The sequence below is a fragment of the Arachnia propionica genome (assembly GCF_003932785.1).
Classification (GTDB): Bacteria; Actinomycetota; Actinomycetes; order Propionibacteriales; family Propionibacteriaceae; genus Arachnia; species Arachnia propionica_B.
The window spans coordinates 1-12885 of the sequence record NZ_RQYT01000043.1 but is presented as its reverse complement, the minus strand read 5'-3'; the positions used below and the strand labels follow the sequence as shown (position 1 = coordinate 12885).

The 12885-nt window shown below is 67.1% G+C and carries 12 protein-coding genes; 4 read left to right on the top strand and 8 right to left on the bottom strand.

Annotation, left to right across the window (positions count from 1 at the left end; all coding sequences use genetic code 11):
* Nucleotides 1-95: 95 nt before the first annotated feature.
* Together EII35_RS13220 and EII35_RS13215 are read left to right on the top strand one after the other, a co-directional pair.
* Entirely contained in the window at nucleotides 96-2492 is a 2397-nt protein-coding gene (locus EII35_RS13220) for a DUF4143 domain-containing protein (protein ID WP_125228937.1), read from the top strand.
* A gap of 109 nt (nucleotides 2493-2601) precedes the next feature.
* Nucleotides 2602-2940, top strand: a complete 339-nt coding sequence (locus EII35_RS13215) for an Ltp family lipoprotein (RefSeq protein WP_125228936.1) — start codon at nucleotides 2602-2604, stop codon at nucleotides 2938-2940.
* Between the two features lie 2 nt (nucleotides 2941-2942).
* On the opposite strand, the gene EII35_RS13210 is transcribed toward EII35_RS13215, so the two are convergent.
* The 5 genes from EII35_RS13210 to ald all read right to left on the bottom strand — a co-directional run bounded on the left by EII35_RS13210 (nucleotide 2943) and on the right by ald (nucleotide 7379).
* On the bottom strand, nucleotides 2943-3812 hold the full coding sequence (locus EII35_RS13210) for a sensor histidine kinase (protein WP_125228935.1): 870 nt from the start codon (nucleotides 3810-3812) through the stop codon (nucleotides 2943-2945).
* On the bottom strand, nucleotides 3809-4504 hold the full coding sequence (locus EII35_RS13205; protein ID WP_125228934.1) for a response regulator transcription factor: 696 nt from the start codon (nucleotides 4502-4504) through the stop codon (nucleotides 3809-3811). The genes EII35_RS13210 and EII35_RS13205 overlap by 4 nt, the downstream gene beginning before the upstream one ends.
* 59 nt (nucleotides 4505-4563) lie before the next feature.
* Nucleotides 4564-5283 (bottom strand): DUF3060 domain-containing protein, encoded by a 720-nt coding sequence (locus tag EII35_RS13200; protein WP_125228933.1) that lies wholly within the window; start codon nucleotides 5281-5283, stop codon nucleotides 4564-4566.
* Nucleotides 5284-5428: 145 nt separating this feature from the next.
* On the bottom strand, nucleotides 5429-6154 hold the full coding sequence (locus EII35_RS13195; protein ID WP_185744336.1) for a DUF3060 domain-containing protein: 726 nt from the start codon (nucleotides 6152-6154) through the stop codon (nucleotides 5429-5431).
* Nucleotides 6155-6263: 109 nt separating this feature from the next.
* Entirely contained in the window at nucleotides 6264-7379 is a 1116-nt protein-coding gene (ald, locus tag EII35_RS13190; protein ID WP_125228931.1) for an alanine dehydrogenase, read from the bottom strand.
* 96 nt (nucleotides 7380-7475) lie between these two features.
* Between ald and EII35_RS13185 the strand changes: the two genes are divergently transcribed.
* Nucleotides 7476-9263 (top strand): ABC transporter ATP-binding protein, encoded by a 1788-nt coding sequence (locus tag EII35_RS13185; protein ID WP_125228930.1) that lies wholly within the window; start codon nucleotides 7476-7478, stop codon nucleotides 9261-9263.
* 2 nt (nucleotides 9264-9265) lie between these two features.
* Here the strand turns inward: EII35_RS13185 and EII35_RS13180 are convergent, their stop codons facing one another.
* The 3 genes from EII35_RS13180 to EII35_RS13170 are packed head-to-tail and all read right to left on the bottom strand — an operon-like array spanning nucleotide 9266 to nucleotide 11927.
* The gene (locus EII35_RS13180) at nucleotides 9266-9904 is read right to left on the bottom strand and encodes a DUF3060 domain-containing protein (RefSeq protein WP_125228929.1); all 639 of its coding nucleotides are present in this window, start codon (nucleotides 9902-9904) and stop codon (nucleotides 9266-9268) included.
* A gap of 34 nt (nucleotides 9905-9938) precedes the next feature.
* Nucleotides 9939-11432 (bottom strand): hypothetical protein, encoded by a 1494-nt coding sequence (locus EII35_RS13175; protein WP_125228928.1) that lies wholly within the window; start codon nucleotides 11430-11432, stop codon nucleotides 9939-9941.
* Nucleotides 11433-11927, bottom strand: coding sequence for a SigE family RNA polymerase sigma factor (locus tag EII35_RS13170; RefSeq protein ID WP_185744335.1), 495 nt, complete (start codon nucleotides 11925-11927; stop codon nucleotides 11433-11435).
* Between the two features lie 83 nt (nucleotides 11928-12010).
* On the opposite strand from EII35_RS13170, the gene EII35_RS13165 reads away from it, so the two are divergent.
* Nucleotides 12011-12721 (top strand): FMN-binding negative transcriptional regulator, encoded by a 711-nt coding sequence (locus EII35_RS13165; RefSeq protein ID WP_125228926.1) that lies wholly within the window; start codon nucleotides 12011-12013, stop codon nucleotides 12719-12721.
* Nucleotides 12722-12885: the final 164 nt, after the last annotated feature.

Here is a 12885-nt window from a genome sequence, read left to right as displayed (position 1 = left end):
CGCGCCCGGCACGGCGACGCCCTCCCGGAGGCCGAAATCGGAATTTTTCTGCATTGCATGCAGGAAAATTCCTACATCCGATGTAGGATTTTTCCATGTCGTTCAGCTACCGGACCCGCGGGTTGCAGCAGGCCTTCAACCGACACGCCACTCACAAGGCGCTGATCCTCGAGGGGCGTCGCGCGGTGGGGAAGTCCTCCCTGGTGCGCCATCTGCAGGAGGAGGGTCGGTACAACTCCTACCGCACCCTCAGCGACCCCCGTGAACACGCCCGCGTCGCCGCTGACCCGATGCGCTGGCTCGAAGGGCTGACACTTCCTGCCATCGTGGATGAGGCCCAGCTGGTGCCAGATCTCACCCGCGCCGTCAAGGAACTCGTGGATCGGCTACCCGAGGAGCACCACCTGCTCCTGACCGGGTCCGCCTCCGTCGGGCGCGGCACCATGTCAGGGAGCGATCCTCTGGTGGGCAGGTCCACCCGGCTACGTCTGCAGCCCTTCACCGCTTTCGAGTTGAACTCCTCTTCGCAGCCGGTCATCCCCAGCCTGATTGATCTTCTCTTCGACGCTCCGCTGGAAACCAACGAGCTGCGCACCCTGACCGAACGACAGCTCGTCGCCCTGGTACGTACCGGTGGGATGCCCTCCTACTGCCTACCAGTCATCCCCCTGACGCGGGGCGCTCTGGAGAGCCGGGTCCGCTCCGACACCCTGGCCCTGCTGGGAGATCAACTCCTCCCCGGCGAGCGGGTGGATGTTGGCATCGCCCAGGCCGTGTTGGACGCAGTCCTGCGCATCGCGGGCGGGCAACTCAACATCACCCGCCTCGGCCAGGGGCTCGACCTGGATCAACGCACGGTCTCCCGATACGTCCAGCTGCTGGAACGTCGCTTCCTGCTCACCCCGCTGCACAATCTTCGCGCCGGTGCTGCACGAGCCAGCCGGGCCATGCGCAAGGTCCACGCCTCCGACACCTCCGCCACGTGCGAGGCACTCTCCCGCTCCGGCCACGACGTGTCGGACTCCCCGGAAGCCCTGGGACAGGTGCTCGAGTCCTGGGTGGTACAGCAACTCACGGGGGCGCTCGGCTGGGCCGACATCCACAGCCAGCTCTTCTACTGGCGGGACGCCAAGACCGGCGACGAGGTCGATGCGGTCCTGCTGGATGGCACCGGACGTCGGGTCGGTGTGGAGGTGAAGCTGGCCTCCTCCGTCGCGCCGAAGGATCTCAAGGGCCTGCGAGCCCTGCGCAACAACGGCGGCCTCCACCGAGGTTTCGTCGTCCACACCGGCGCCGCCATGGAGCAGCTCGACCACGACATCTGGGCCCTTCCACTGAGCGCAATCACGGACCCGAGCACATGGTCCACCGCTCCCCGCCCCACAACCCGCCAGGAGGTCATCACCGTGACCACCCCCTCCCCCGACAGCCCGTCGGTGTTCCTCAGCTACGTCCACGACGACGACGACACCTTCGGGGGGCTCCTGGTGCGCTTCGCGGAACAGGTGGCCATGGCGTACAAGACGGAGACAGGTATCCCGCTGGAGCTCATCGTGGATCGGGACTCCATTGCCTGGGGGGAGCGCTGGCGCAACAGGCTGACGACGGAGCTGGCCCGGGCCACCTTCCTGCTCGCCATGGTCACGCCGAGCTACATCCGTTCCGAGGTCTGCCGCGAGGAGTTCCTCGAGTTCCGCAGCGGGGAGGCCGCCAAGGGTCACGACGGCATCCTGGCCCTGTTGGTCAAGGCCCCCCGGTGGAACCGACCCGACGTCGTCAACGACCCTTTGGTGGCCCAGATCCGCGAGACGGTGTTCGAGCGCCAGTGGCTGACGCTCGAACACCCGTTGGAGGAGCTGGAGGAGGACACCCCGCAGTTCCGCAGGACCGCCCAGGCCGTGGCCAAGGCCCTGGCCAAGCGGGTCGACGCGTTCGATTCCGCGCCTCCACCCGAAGAGAGCGCGACTGAACCATCGGAGCAGGACGGCGGGGACGGCCTGCTGGAACTGTACGAGCGAATCAACGACGAACTCATGCCCCGGTTCACAGCACGCGCCTCGGAGTGCGAGCAGGCCATCACGACCCTGTTCCAGGACTTCACCGAGAGGCTCGACTCTCTCCCACAGGGGCGCCCTCCGCGGTCGTCAGCTCTCATCAGCATCACCCATCAACTGGAACCGAAACGCAAGCGCCTCGACGAGACCAGCAGGGCCCTGTCGGATTCCTGGCGTGCTCTGGAGCAGACCCTGAACGAGGTGGTCGCAATCGCCTCTGATCCTGCGGTCGCTGCGGTCCTGCCTGCCGTACGGGAGGAGCTGCTGGCGGGCCCGGCCCGCCTGGAGTTCTCGGAATTCGATGCGGTCTCGCAACAGATCAAGGCCCTCGCCCTGATGTCCCGGTCCCTCAAACCGCTGAGCGGGAGTGTGGAGGGCGCGCTGCTGACGTTTCGGAGCATCCGGACGGCCGCGCAGCGGTGGGGGAACAGCCTCTGATCCCACGCTCGAAGCGGACGCCAAGCTGACCTCACGTCGAGTTGCGACTATTCTTGGCCGAAAGTGTGACCACAGACGACAGAAGTGGATTTCCAACGTGAGGGGTGCCATGACCACAGCGACGCCACCGCAGTCCGGTTCCCCCGTACCCGAGACCCACCGGGCCGCCCTCACCAAGGCCGCGGTCTACCTGGGCTTCCATCCGCTCAGCAAGCGCGGCCTGTACAACCAGCTCACCTCAGAGCAGGGCGACCACTTCCCCGCCGACGCCGCTGCGTACGCCGTCGAACACGTCGCCGCGGACTGGCGGGCCGAGGCCCTCAAGGCCGCCATCAGCTACCGCGACACCATGTCGATGGATGCCAGCGCCATCCGGGCGCAGCTCGTCTCGGAGTACGGGGAGATGTTCACCCCCGACGAGGCCGACTACGCCATCGCGAACCTCTGACCTCACGCCAGCGGCAGCCTGACCCTCACCGTGGTTCCCTTGCCCTGGATGGAGCTGAGTTCGCAGTCACCCCCGAGCCGACGCAGCACGGCGGCCACCATCGGAAGCCCCAGCCCGTTGCCCGGGATGTGTCGGACCTCGCTGCCCCGCGACAGCTCGCCCCACACCTGACCGACCTCGTTGGCGGGGATGCCACGGCCGGTGTCCGAGACGGCGATGACGACCATGCCGCGTTCCTCGCTGCCGCGGATCTCCAGGGTGGCCCCATGATCGGAGTACTTCACCGCATTGCCGATGACGTTGTACAGGGCGAGGAACACCAGGTCACGATCACCCCGCGCCGGGGGCAGCGGACGCGGCGCCCGGGGGAAGGCCAGCTGGAGATCGCGGTCCTGCGGCACCACGGTCTCCACCACCTCGCCGATGACCTCCTGCAGATCCACCGACTCGTCGGCGACGGGGTAGGTGTCGATCTCGCTGATCTTCCTGAGTTCCGCCACGAGGGACGACAGCCGATCCACCCGACCGTGCAGCGACTGCGCGAGATCCGGGGGCTGCACCTCCGAGATCCCCATCCGCAACGCCGTGAGCGGGTTCTTCAGCTCATGATCGAGACGGCCGACGAAGGTCCGGTGCGCCTCACGGGCCGCGGCCTGCGCCCGCTCCGTCGCCTCCTGCACGGCCTTCTCGGAGCGGTTCCGGAACGGCAACAGCAGCAACGCCCCCGCCAGCACGATCCCACCGACGATGATGGGCAGCCCCCACAGATCGAAGGAGAGCCGGAGAACCCGCCTCTCCCCCGCGAACATCATGCCGAGCCCCAGAACGAGACCGACCGCGGCCACGAGCCACGCCCAGCCCAGTCTTCTCATACCGCCTTCACCTCCGGGTGGAAGCGATACCCCACCCCTTGAACCGTGTCGATCACCTCGAGTCCCTGGGCGCCGAGCACCTTGCGCAGCTCCGCCACCCGATGATCGACGGCCCTCGTCGTGATCGCGAACTCCACCCCCCACACCTGCTGCAGCAGATGCTCCCGGCTGAACGTCTCGCCGTGATGGACCATGAGGTACTCCAGCAGGGCCAGTGCCTTGGGCGTGAGCTGCACGGCCCTGCCCTTCGCCAGCACCGTCTTGCCGAGCCGGTCCAGCTCCAGACCACCCCCCTGGATGCGCGACGCGTGGGACAGCGTCTGCCCGACCTGGCCGCGTCGCAGCACCGCCCGGATCCTCGCCACCAGTTCGGCGGGCTCGAAGGGCTTGTTGAGGTAGTCGTCGGCACCCTTGTCCAACGCATCCGCGCGGGTGCCGGCCTGCCCGACACCGGTGAGGAGGATGACGGGGGTCCAGTTGCCGCCGCGTCGCAGCCGCGCCAGCACCTCCCGACCATCGGCCCTCGGCATCATGACGTCGAGCACGATGAGGTCGGGTTTCTCCCGCTCCACCAGCTCCAGGGCCTCCACCCCGTCGGCGGCTGTCACGGCCGTGAAGTCGTGCCGGGAGAGGATGCGCGCCAGGTGGTCCCGGATCATCGGGTCGTCGTCAACGACGAGGATGCGCCTCATTCGCTCCTCCTTCCGGTCCGGGATGGTGGGATCGTACCGGGTGGCCCACGACGCCTCGGCTACAGGATCGTGTTGTTGGTGCCGCTGTTGGTCACCTCGCCCTTCTTGGTGTTGATCTTGATGAAGTTCTCACTGCCCGTGACCACCAGGTCGCCAGCTTCGGTGACGTAGATGTCGTTGTCGTCAGACTCGACGGTGATGCTTCCGGTCTCCTTCGCCTGGAAGAAATTGTCCTTGCCCACCGAGATCTTCAGGTCACCGCTGGTTTCCAGATAGATGTCATTGTCGGCCTCACTGATGGTGACCGTCCCCGCGTTCTTTCCCTGGACGTGGTTGTCCTTCCCGGTGATGGTCAACTCGCCCGCCCCCTCGAAGTACACGTCCGCGTTGTTCGCGCTCACCGTGATCGACGGGCAGTCGCCCGCGATCTGGACGAAGGCGTCGTCCTCCGCCACCACGTAGGGCTCGTCGCAGGTGCGGACCTCGGCGCTGCTCGTCTTCTCCTCGCGCGGCTTCGAGGGTTCCGGGGCCTTCTCGTCACCTCCCGCGCCCTCCGTACTCGCCGTGCCCTCGGCGCTGGCATTGACCGTTGCACCGTCAGAGGCGTTGGCCTCAACGTTGACATCCCCGTCGATGGTCTTCACGGGGACGCTGGGGAGCTGGCTCTGCAGGTCCCCCGGGGTAGCGGCAGGCTTGGAATCCACCCCCGCTGAACATCCCGCGAACAGCAACGTCGCAGCAGCCGCGGCGACTCCGACACGGAGGGTGAGGGTTCTCATGGTGGTGTTCCTTTCGTTGTTCGTTGCAGCCACACTGCCGTACTGCCTCCTCGAGGAACCGAATCGTGGTGAAACTGCGACAGTTTCTGCCCACGACCGGCGAAGGCTGTCCCACGGTTGCGGGACAGCCAGGCCGAGGGGCGGTTCAGCCGATGTTGTTGTTCGAGCCGGTGTTCTTCAGCCCTCCGGAGCGGGCGTCGGACCGGATGAAGTTTGAGTTCCCGGTGACCGCGAGCTCGCCCACCTCCTCCAGGCCGAGGTTGTTGTTGTCGGACTCGACGCTGGCGGTCCCGGCCTTGGTGCCACGGACGTAGTTGCTCTTGCCGCTGATGATGAGGCTGTCGGTGCTCTCGAAGCCGAGGTTCACGTTGTTGCCGCTCACCGTGATCGACGGGCAGTGGCCGGTGAGCCTGATGAACGCGGAGTTATCGGAGATGATGACGGGCTCGGTGCAGGTGCCGCTCATGGTGGTGCCGTCGGAGCTGGCCTCCTCCGTCTCGCCGCTGTTCGCGTTCGCCTCGACGGTGGTGTCGCCGCCGTCGACGGTCTTGACCTCGACGCCCGGGGCGGAGATCGAACCGTTGTCGATGTCGACCTCGACGCCGGGGGCCGAGATCTTGCCCTTGTCGATGTCCACCTCCACACCCGGAACCTTGATGACGTTGCCGCCCTCGGAGGAGGCCGCCTCCGTCGGCGCCGGGCTCTGCGAATTCTCCGTGCCCTCGCCGCCCTCGCCGGCAGCCTGGCTGGCGAGCTCGTCGGGGGCCGGGGCGTCGGCGGGCTTCGCGTCGAGGGTAGCGGAGCAACCGGTGAACAGGAGGGCGGCTGCGGCAGCGGCGGCAAGTCCGGTGCGGATGGAGATGGTCGTCATGGTGTCTTCCTTTCGTCTGGCTGTGACACCAGACTGCTGGGAGAGTCTTGCAGACATCGCGTTCTTCGCAGGACTGCGACAACGCCCTCCGTTCGGCCCACGCGCCCGATCAGTCCAGCACCTCCGACGGATCCACCGCGGACAGCCCGAAAGCCCTTGCCACACCCTCATGGGTAAGCTTCCCTCGGGCGGTGTTGAGTCCGAGACGCAGGGCGGACCGGTTGCGGCAGGCGTCCCGCCATCCCGCATCGGCAAGTGCCGTGACGTAGGGAAGGGTGGCGTTGGTGAGGGCCCTGGTGGAGGTGTTGGGCACCGCGCCCGGCATGTTGGCGACACAGTAGAACAGGGAGTTGTGCACCTCGAAGGTGGGGTCGGTGTGGGTGGTGGGATGCGAGTCCTCGAAGCAGCCGCCCTGGTCGATGGCCACGTCCACGAGCACCGACCCGGGTTTCATGGCAGCCACCATGTCGTTGGTGACGAGCTTCGGGGCGCGAGCCCCGGGGACGAGCACGGTCCCGATGACGAGGTCCGCCTGCGGCAGCACCTCCTCGATCGCAAGTCGCGACGAGGCCAGCTGGGAGGCGCGGTTGCCGAATCGCCAGCCGACGTCGCGGAGCTTCTCGAGGTCCCGGTCGAGCAGTGTCACATCGGCGCCCATGCCCAGCGCGATCGCCGCGGCGTTCTGCCCGACGGTGCCCGCTCCGAGGACGACCACCTTCGCGTTCGGCACGCCGGAGACCCCACCCATGAGGACGCCGCGGCCACCGTTGTGGCGCATGAGGGTTGCCGCACCGACCTGCGGGGCCAGGCAGCCCGCCACCTCCGACATCGGGTAGAGCAGGGGCAGCATCCCCGAGGGCAGCTGCACCGTCTCGTAGGCGATGGCGACGGTTCCGGCATCCAGCAGGGCCCGCGTGCATGCCTCGTCGGCGGCGAGGTGCAGGTAGGTGAAGAGGGTGAGATCGTCGCGGAGATGGCGGTACTCCTCCGGGGTGGGTTCCTTGACCTTGACCACCATGTCGGCGGCGGCCCAGGTCTCGTCGGCGTTCGGGAGGATCGCGGCGCCCTGGCGTCGGAACTCGTCATCGGTGATCCGGGACCCCTCCCCGGCCCCCGCCTGAACGAACACCTGATGGCCGGCGCCGGTCAGCTCCGCCACCCCTGCGGGGGTGATGGCCACCCGGAACTCGTGATCCTTGACCTCGGTCGGTACGGCGATACGCATCCAGTTCTCCTCCTTGAGTCCCCGTTGACGATGTGGTCGGCTCCATTCTTGCGGATCCCCACCCGCGCCCGCGCGCACCTCGTAAACTCTCTCCCCGTGCGCAACATCGGCAGGATCCTCCTCACCACCCGCGAGCTGTGGCCCCTGTTCGTCGGCATCACCCTCGGCGCGATCACGGTCACGGGAACGACCCTGCTGGTTCCCGTCATCATCGCCCGGGCCATCGACACCGTCGTCGCCCTGACCCAGGGCACCGGCGGCTCCACCTCGGAGCTGGTGTGGCTGGCGGTGTGGCTGCTCGTGGTGAGTCTTGCGAACTCCGTCGTGACGAACATCACGGGGTTCTGGGGTGATCTCGCGGCGGCGAGGCTGCGGATCATCCTCTCCCAGCGGTACTACGAGAAGCTGCTGCGGCTGCCGCAGAGCTACTACGACAACGAGCTGACCGGCACGATCATCTCGCGGCTCAACCGCTCCATCACGGCGATCACCGAGTTCCTCAAGACCTTCGCCAACGCGTTCTTCCCCATCCTGCTGACCATCGGCGCCGTGCTGGTCATCACCGGCATCCATTCGCCGTGGTTGACGGTGCTGCTGCTGGTGATCTACCCGGTGTTCATCTGGCTGACCGCCCTGACCTCGAAGCGCTGGCAGGTGTGGGAGCACGACAAGAACGAGGCCTACGACGTCGCGGGCGGACGGTTCGCGGAAGTCGTGGGGCAGACGAGGGTGGTGAAGTCGTTCCTGGCGGAGCCGTTCGAGCTGCGGCGCTTCATGGAGCTGTACCGCCGCACGGATCGGCTGACCGCCGAGCAGTCCCGGTTCTGGCACTGGATGGACGTGGCGCGTCGCGGCACCCTCGACGTGGTCTTCTTCGTCATCTACGTCATCATCTTCGTGCAGACGGCCCAGGGGGCGTTCACGGTGGGCGTGATGGTGCTGCTGATCCAGCTGGTGGCGATGGCGCGGGAGCCGGTGGCGTCGATGAGTTGGATGGTCGACACCAGCCAGCGTGCCATCGCCGGCAGCCGCGAGTACTTCCTCGTCATGGACGAGCCGGAGGAGCCCCGGGGCCCGGAGGAGGGCGCCGTGATCCCGTGGCGCACCCACTCCCCCGTCATCGAGTTCGACGACGTCACGTTCAGCTATGCCGACGATGCCGAACCGGTGCTGAGCAACATCTCCCTGAGTATTCGACGGGGTGAGCGCGTGGCCTTCGTCGGGGAGTCGGGCGGCGGGAAGACCACCCTCGTCAGCCTGGTCATGGGGCTGTACCCCGTCTCGTCGGGGACGTTGCGGGTGGAGGGGGTTCCCGTCGACATGCTCCCCCTGTCCGCGCTGCGGTCACGGATCGGGACGGTGTTCCAGGACGCGTCGCTGTTCAGCGGAACGATCCGGGAGAACATGGCCTACGGGATCGAGGCCACGGATGACGAACTGGCCGAGGCAGCACGTCGTGCCAACGCCGCGTCGTTCATCCGGAGGCTGCCGAAGGGTTTCGACACGGAGATCGGGGAGCGTGGTGTGAAGCTGTCGGGCGGTCAGAAGCAGCGCGTCTCGGTGGCGCGGGCGCTGCTGAAGAACGCGCCCATCCTCATCCTCGACGAGGCGACGAGCTCGCTGGACACGAAGGCGGAACGCGCGGTCCAGGCCGGGCTGGAGGAACTCATGGCGGGCCGCACGACCCTCATCATCGCTCACCGGCTGTCGACGATCTCGACGGTGGATCGGATCGTGACGCTGCGGGATGGTCGCATCGACGAGATCGGTTCCCCGGCCGAGTTGGCGAGGACCGGGGGCATCTACGCGGAGCTGTTGGCGCTCCAGGGGTCAAGCCGCAAGGCGGACAAGGCAAAGCTGGCCCGCTACGACATCGTCAACTGACATCAGTTGACGACGTTGGCGGTACCGCGGTCCTTGACCTTGCCCTTCTTGGTCGTCACGGTGACGATGTTCGCCCTGCCCGTGATACCGATGTCGCCCGCCTGCTGGATGTTGACGATGTTGCTGCTGCCCTGAACCTCCACCGTCGAGACCGTCCCTGCGTTGATGATGTTGGCGTCGCCGACGACGACGAGCCGCTCCGCGTTCTCGAAACGGAGCGTGGCCCCCGTCGTCGTGACGGTGACGGTGCCGCAGGTGCCGCGGCTCAGGACGAGGTCGTTCTCGGACTCGACCACCAGGTCCTGGCCTGCACAGTCCGATTCCACCTCGGCGCCCTCCTCCTCGTCCTCGGCCTCCTCGTCACCGGTTGCCGACGGAGTGGGTTCCGGGGCGGACGTCTGCGTCGATGCGGGAGCACTCACCCGGGGGCCGACGGGCAGTTCGATGGACTCGTTCTCCACCCGTTCCCTGGTCCGGCTGTCCGAGGGGGTGGTGGTGTCCTGCGTCACCGAGGGGGTGGTGGTGTCCTGCGTCACCGAGGGGGCGTCTCCACGGGCGCTGTCGGTTTGGGCCGAGCAGCCGGCGAGCAGCAACGCGGCGACGGACAGGGCGGCGAGGGACCGGGTTCGGAACGGACTCATGACCCCATCCTCCCAGACGGCGCAACCTCACCCGTCAGGGAAAGCTCAGACCGCGGGCCGCGAGCCTGACGACAAGGTGCTCCGGGACCTGCCAGGTGCGTTCACCGTGGATGTCGACCAGGGTGTGGTCGGGTCCGGGAACCAGCACCAGCCCCACCCCTGAGGAGTCGACGAGCAGCAACGCGGTCCGTTCCAACGTGGCCTCGAGGGCCTCCGAGGCGCCCGGAACGGCCTGGGTGCGGAACCCTTCCGCCACGTCGTGGGTGAGATCCTGTGGCAGGGTGTAGGCACCCCATCCCGACGTGCCATCGTTGTGGACCTTGTCCCCGCAGACGTGGGCACTCACGATGGCGGTCACGTCGACGTCGACCGAGACGGGAGTGCCGTGGCAGGCGTCCACCACCCCCGGAATTCCTCCCCAGAAAGACCTGAATCGGGTCCGGAGCCACTCGGCGGTGGCCGGATCGGGAGTCCACTGCCTTTCCCCGACCACCAGTTGCAACTCACCCCGGGCGGTGCGATGCACGGGTATCACGTCGCCGAACCGGTTGGCCAGGAGAAGGGCGCCGCGGCTGTCGAGGACCTCGGTTGTCGGGGCGGGAACCCAGTTCCCCTCCCGAATCGCGGTGATGATCTCCGCCGGGATCTCCGTCGCCCGGTAGCCGCCGTCGGAGTCCGCGGTGACGCCGCACAGTGTGCCACTCGTGACATCGGTGACATCCATGGGCAGCAGGGGGTGGAAACCCATGAACCATCCGCGGTACCAAGGGTTCAGGTCACAGGTGGGCGGTACGACGGGGCTCTCGCCGCGTTCAGCACGTTCCGCCTCGAACATCGCGACGAGTTGACGGAGCAGCTCAGGGCCGCCGCTGCGGGTCCCGCCGACACTGCTGCAGAGCAGACTGTAGGCCTCGACGACGCGGGTTCCCTGTGGGTACTCCAGCACGACGGCGTAGCGTTCTCCGGGCTGCCCATGGCAGGACTCCCGCTTGACGGGTAGGGCGTTGATGGCCGCAGTCGCTTCCCCGGCCCGCGCGACGAGGGGTTCCCTCGGCCCCATCCACCGCTTCGCGTCGCTGCTGATCTCCCCGCAGAGCCACACCCGAGCGGCTCCTTCCGGTAATCCCTCGGCCGGGATCTCGATCCTGTTGAGATTCGACCCCATGGCCTCCTGGCACGGCTCCGACATGAGGAAACCACCGGGATGCAGGATCGTCGCCATGTCCAGGGAGTCGTGGCGGGTCTCCTCCACGACCGGCTCCGGGATGGGGACCCTGATCGTCCTCTCCGATTCGGGCCCCGGCGGCTGGGTTTCCTCGGCTCTGGTCACCTGAGTCGCCGGGGTGGAGCGGGACCACGATCCGATGCCCGTCACGACGGGGATGAGTGCGAGTGCGGCCAGGGCCGCTGCGCCGGCCGCCATGAGACGACGGGAACGTTCCCGCTTGCGCGCCGCCCCGTCGAGGAGGGTGCTGGCCTCGAGTTCCGGGATGAGTGCCTCCAGTTCGTGTCTGAGGTCGTCGTTCATTCAGCTCACCTCCTGGGAGAGATGGGGAGACCGGCGCAGTCTCGCCACGCCGCGGTGGATGTGGGTCTTGACGGTGTTGGCGGGGAGCCGCAGGATGCGGGCGACCTCAGCGATGGGAAGGTCCTCCAGATGGTGCAGGACGATGGCGGATCGTTGCGGTCGGGTCAGTTCCATGAGCGCGCGGTGCAGGTCGAGGCGCGCTTCGGTGGCGGGTTCGGCGACCACAGCGTCGAGGTCCTGCCCGGTGGGTCGTTCCGACGTCCAGGAGCGTCTCCGCCACCACGACACGTAGGTGCGGTGGAGGGTGGTGCGCAGGTAGGCCTCGAAGACCGCGTCGTCGCCGAGTTCCTCGAAGCGATCCCAGCACTTCGCGAGCGCCGTCTGGAGGAGATCCTCGGCATGCCCGGCATCACCGGTGAGGAGCCACGCGGCACGGAGCAGCCTCCGTCCCCGTTCCGAGACGAAGGCCTCCAGGCTCCGCGGTTCCCACTCCACCTTCACATCCTTCAAGACGCGATGACCCCTCCTCCCGGTTTCACCCGTCGTCGCACATCAGTCCTCTCGGTATTCTCGGCCCCATGTACGTCGCCAAGCACTATGAGATCCCCCCGGAGCGTCTCGGCAACTATCTGGCCGAGGTGCGGGCGGGCAACCTCGTCACGGTGCACGAGGAGGGGCCGATGGCGACCTTCGTGCCCTTCCACCTGGAGGATCGCGACGGCACGAAGGTGCTGGTGACCCATCTGGTGCGGAACAACCCGCAGGCCACCACCCCGATCACTGGTCCGGCCCTGGTGATCCTCGATCTCGCCGACGCCTATGTCTCCCCCCTGTGGTACCCGAGCAACGACGCCCTGCCGAACGTCCCCACCTGGGACTATCTGACCATCCAGTTGAGCGGCCCGGTCAGGGTGCTGGGCACCCCGGAGGAGGCGCTCACCGCCGCCAGGGCGTTGACATCGCGGATGGAAGCCCCGGAGGTGCTCGAGATGGTTGGGGAGGAGAAGCTGAGGAAGATGTCGCGGGCCATCGTCGGTGTCGAGGTCACGGTGGAGCGGATCCGCGCCAAGGCGAAGGCCAGCCAGAACCGGCATCCCGACGACGTGCAGGGCATCATCGATCACCTGGCGAGGCTCGGCGAGACCGAACTCGTCACCTATCTGCGGGAGGTGTCCCTCCCCCATGCCGAGGAGCGGTTCGGGATGATCCGGGACATCAAGGCCGCCCAGATCATGCAAAGCTTCATCCCCAAAAGACCTTGTCAAACCAGACTTTCATCGCCCCTCTGATCCAGAGATCCACTGACTCCAACACCCGCAGGCGTCAGCCACGTCACGTTTCAGTAACGATCTCCCATAGGCACGAGGTGCCTCACGTAGGAATGAGCGCGAAGGGTGGGTTGGTGCCTCACGTAGTGTGAGCGTGAGGCTTGCGGTCATTTTGGGGTTCGGAG

Coding starts and splice junctions, on each gene's coding strand:
- EII35_RS13205 (WP_125228934.1), bottom strand. CDS start 4,504: ATGAGGCGCATCCTCGTCGTTGACGACGACCCGATGATCCGGGACCAC.
- EII35_RS13220 (WP_125228937.1), top strand. CDS start 96: ATGTCGTTCAGCTACCGGACCCGCGGGTTGCAGCAGGCCTTCAACCGA.
- EII35_RS13175 (WP_125228928.1), bottom strand. CDS start 11,432: ATGAACGACGACCTCAGACACGAACTGGAGGCACTCATCCCGGAACTC.
- EII35_RS13195 (WP_185744336.1), bottom strand. CDS start 6,154: ATGACGACCATCTCCATCCGCACCGGACTTGCCGCCGCTGCCGCAGCC.
- EII35_RS13180 (WP_125228929.1), bottom strand. CDS start 9,904: ATGAGTCCGTTCCGAACCCGGTCCCTCGCCGCCCTGTCCGTCGCCGCG.
- EII35_RS13210 (WP_125228935.1), bottom strand. CDS start 3,812: ATGAGAAGACTGGGCTGGGCGTGGCTCGTGGCCGCGGTCGGTCTCGTT.
- ald (WP_125228931.1), bottom strand. CDS start 7,379: ATGCGTATCGCCGTACCGACCGAGGTCAAGGATCACGAGTTCCGGGTG.
- EII35_RS13215 (WP_125228936.1), top strand. CDS start 2,602: ATGACCACAGCGACGCCACCGCAGTCCGGTTCCCCCGTACCCGAGACC.
- EII35_RS13165 (WP_125228926.1), top strand. CDS start 12,011: ATGTACGTCGCCAAGCACTATGAGATCCCCCCGGAGCGTCTCGGCAAC.
- EII35_RS13200 (WP_125228933.1), bottom strand. CDS start 5,283: ATGAGAACCCTCACCCTCCGTGTCGGAGTCGCCGCGGCTGCTGCGACG.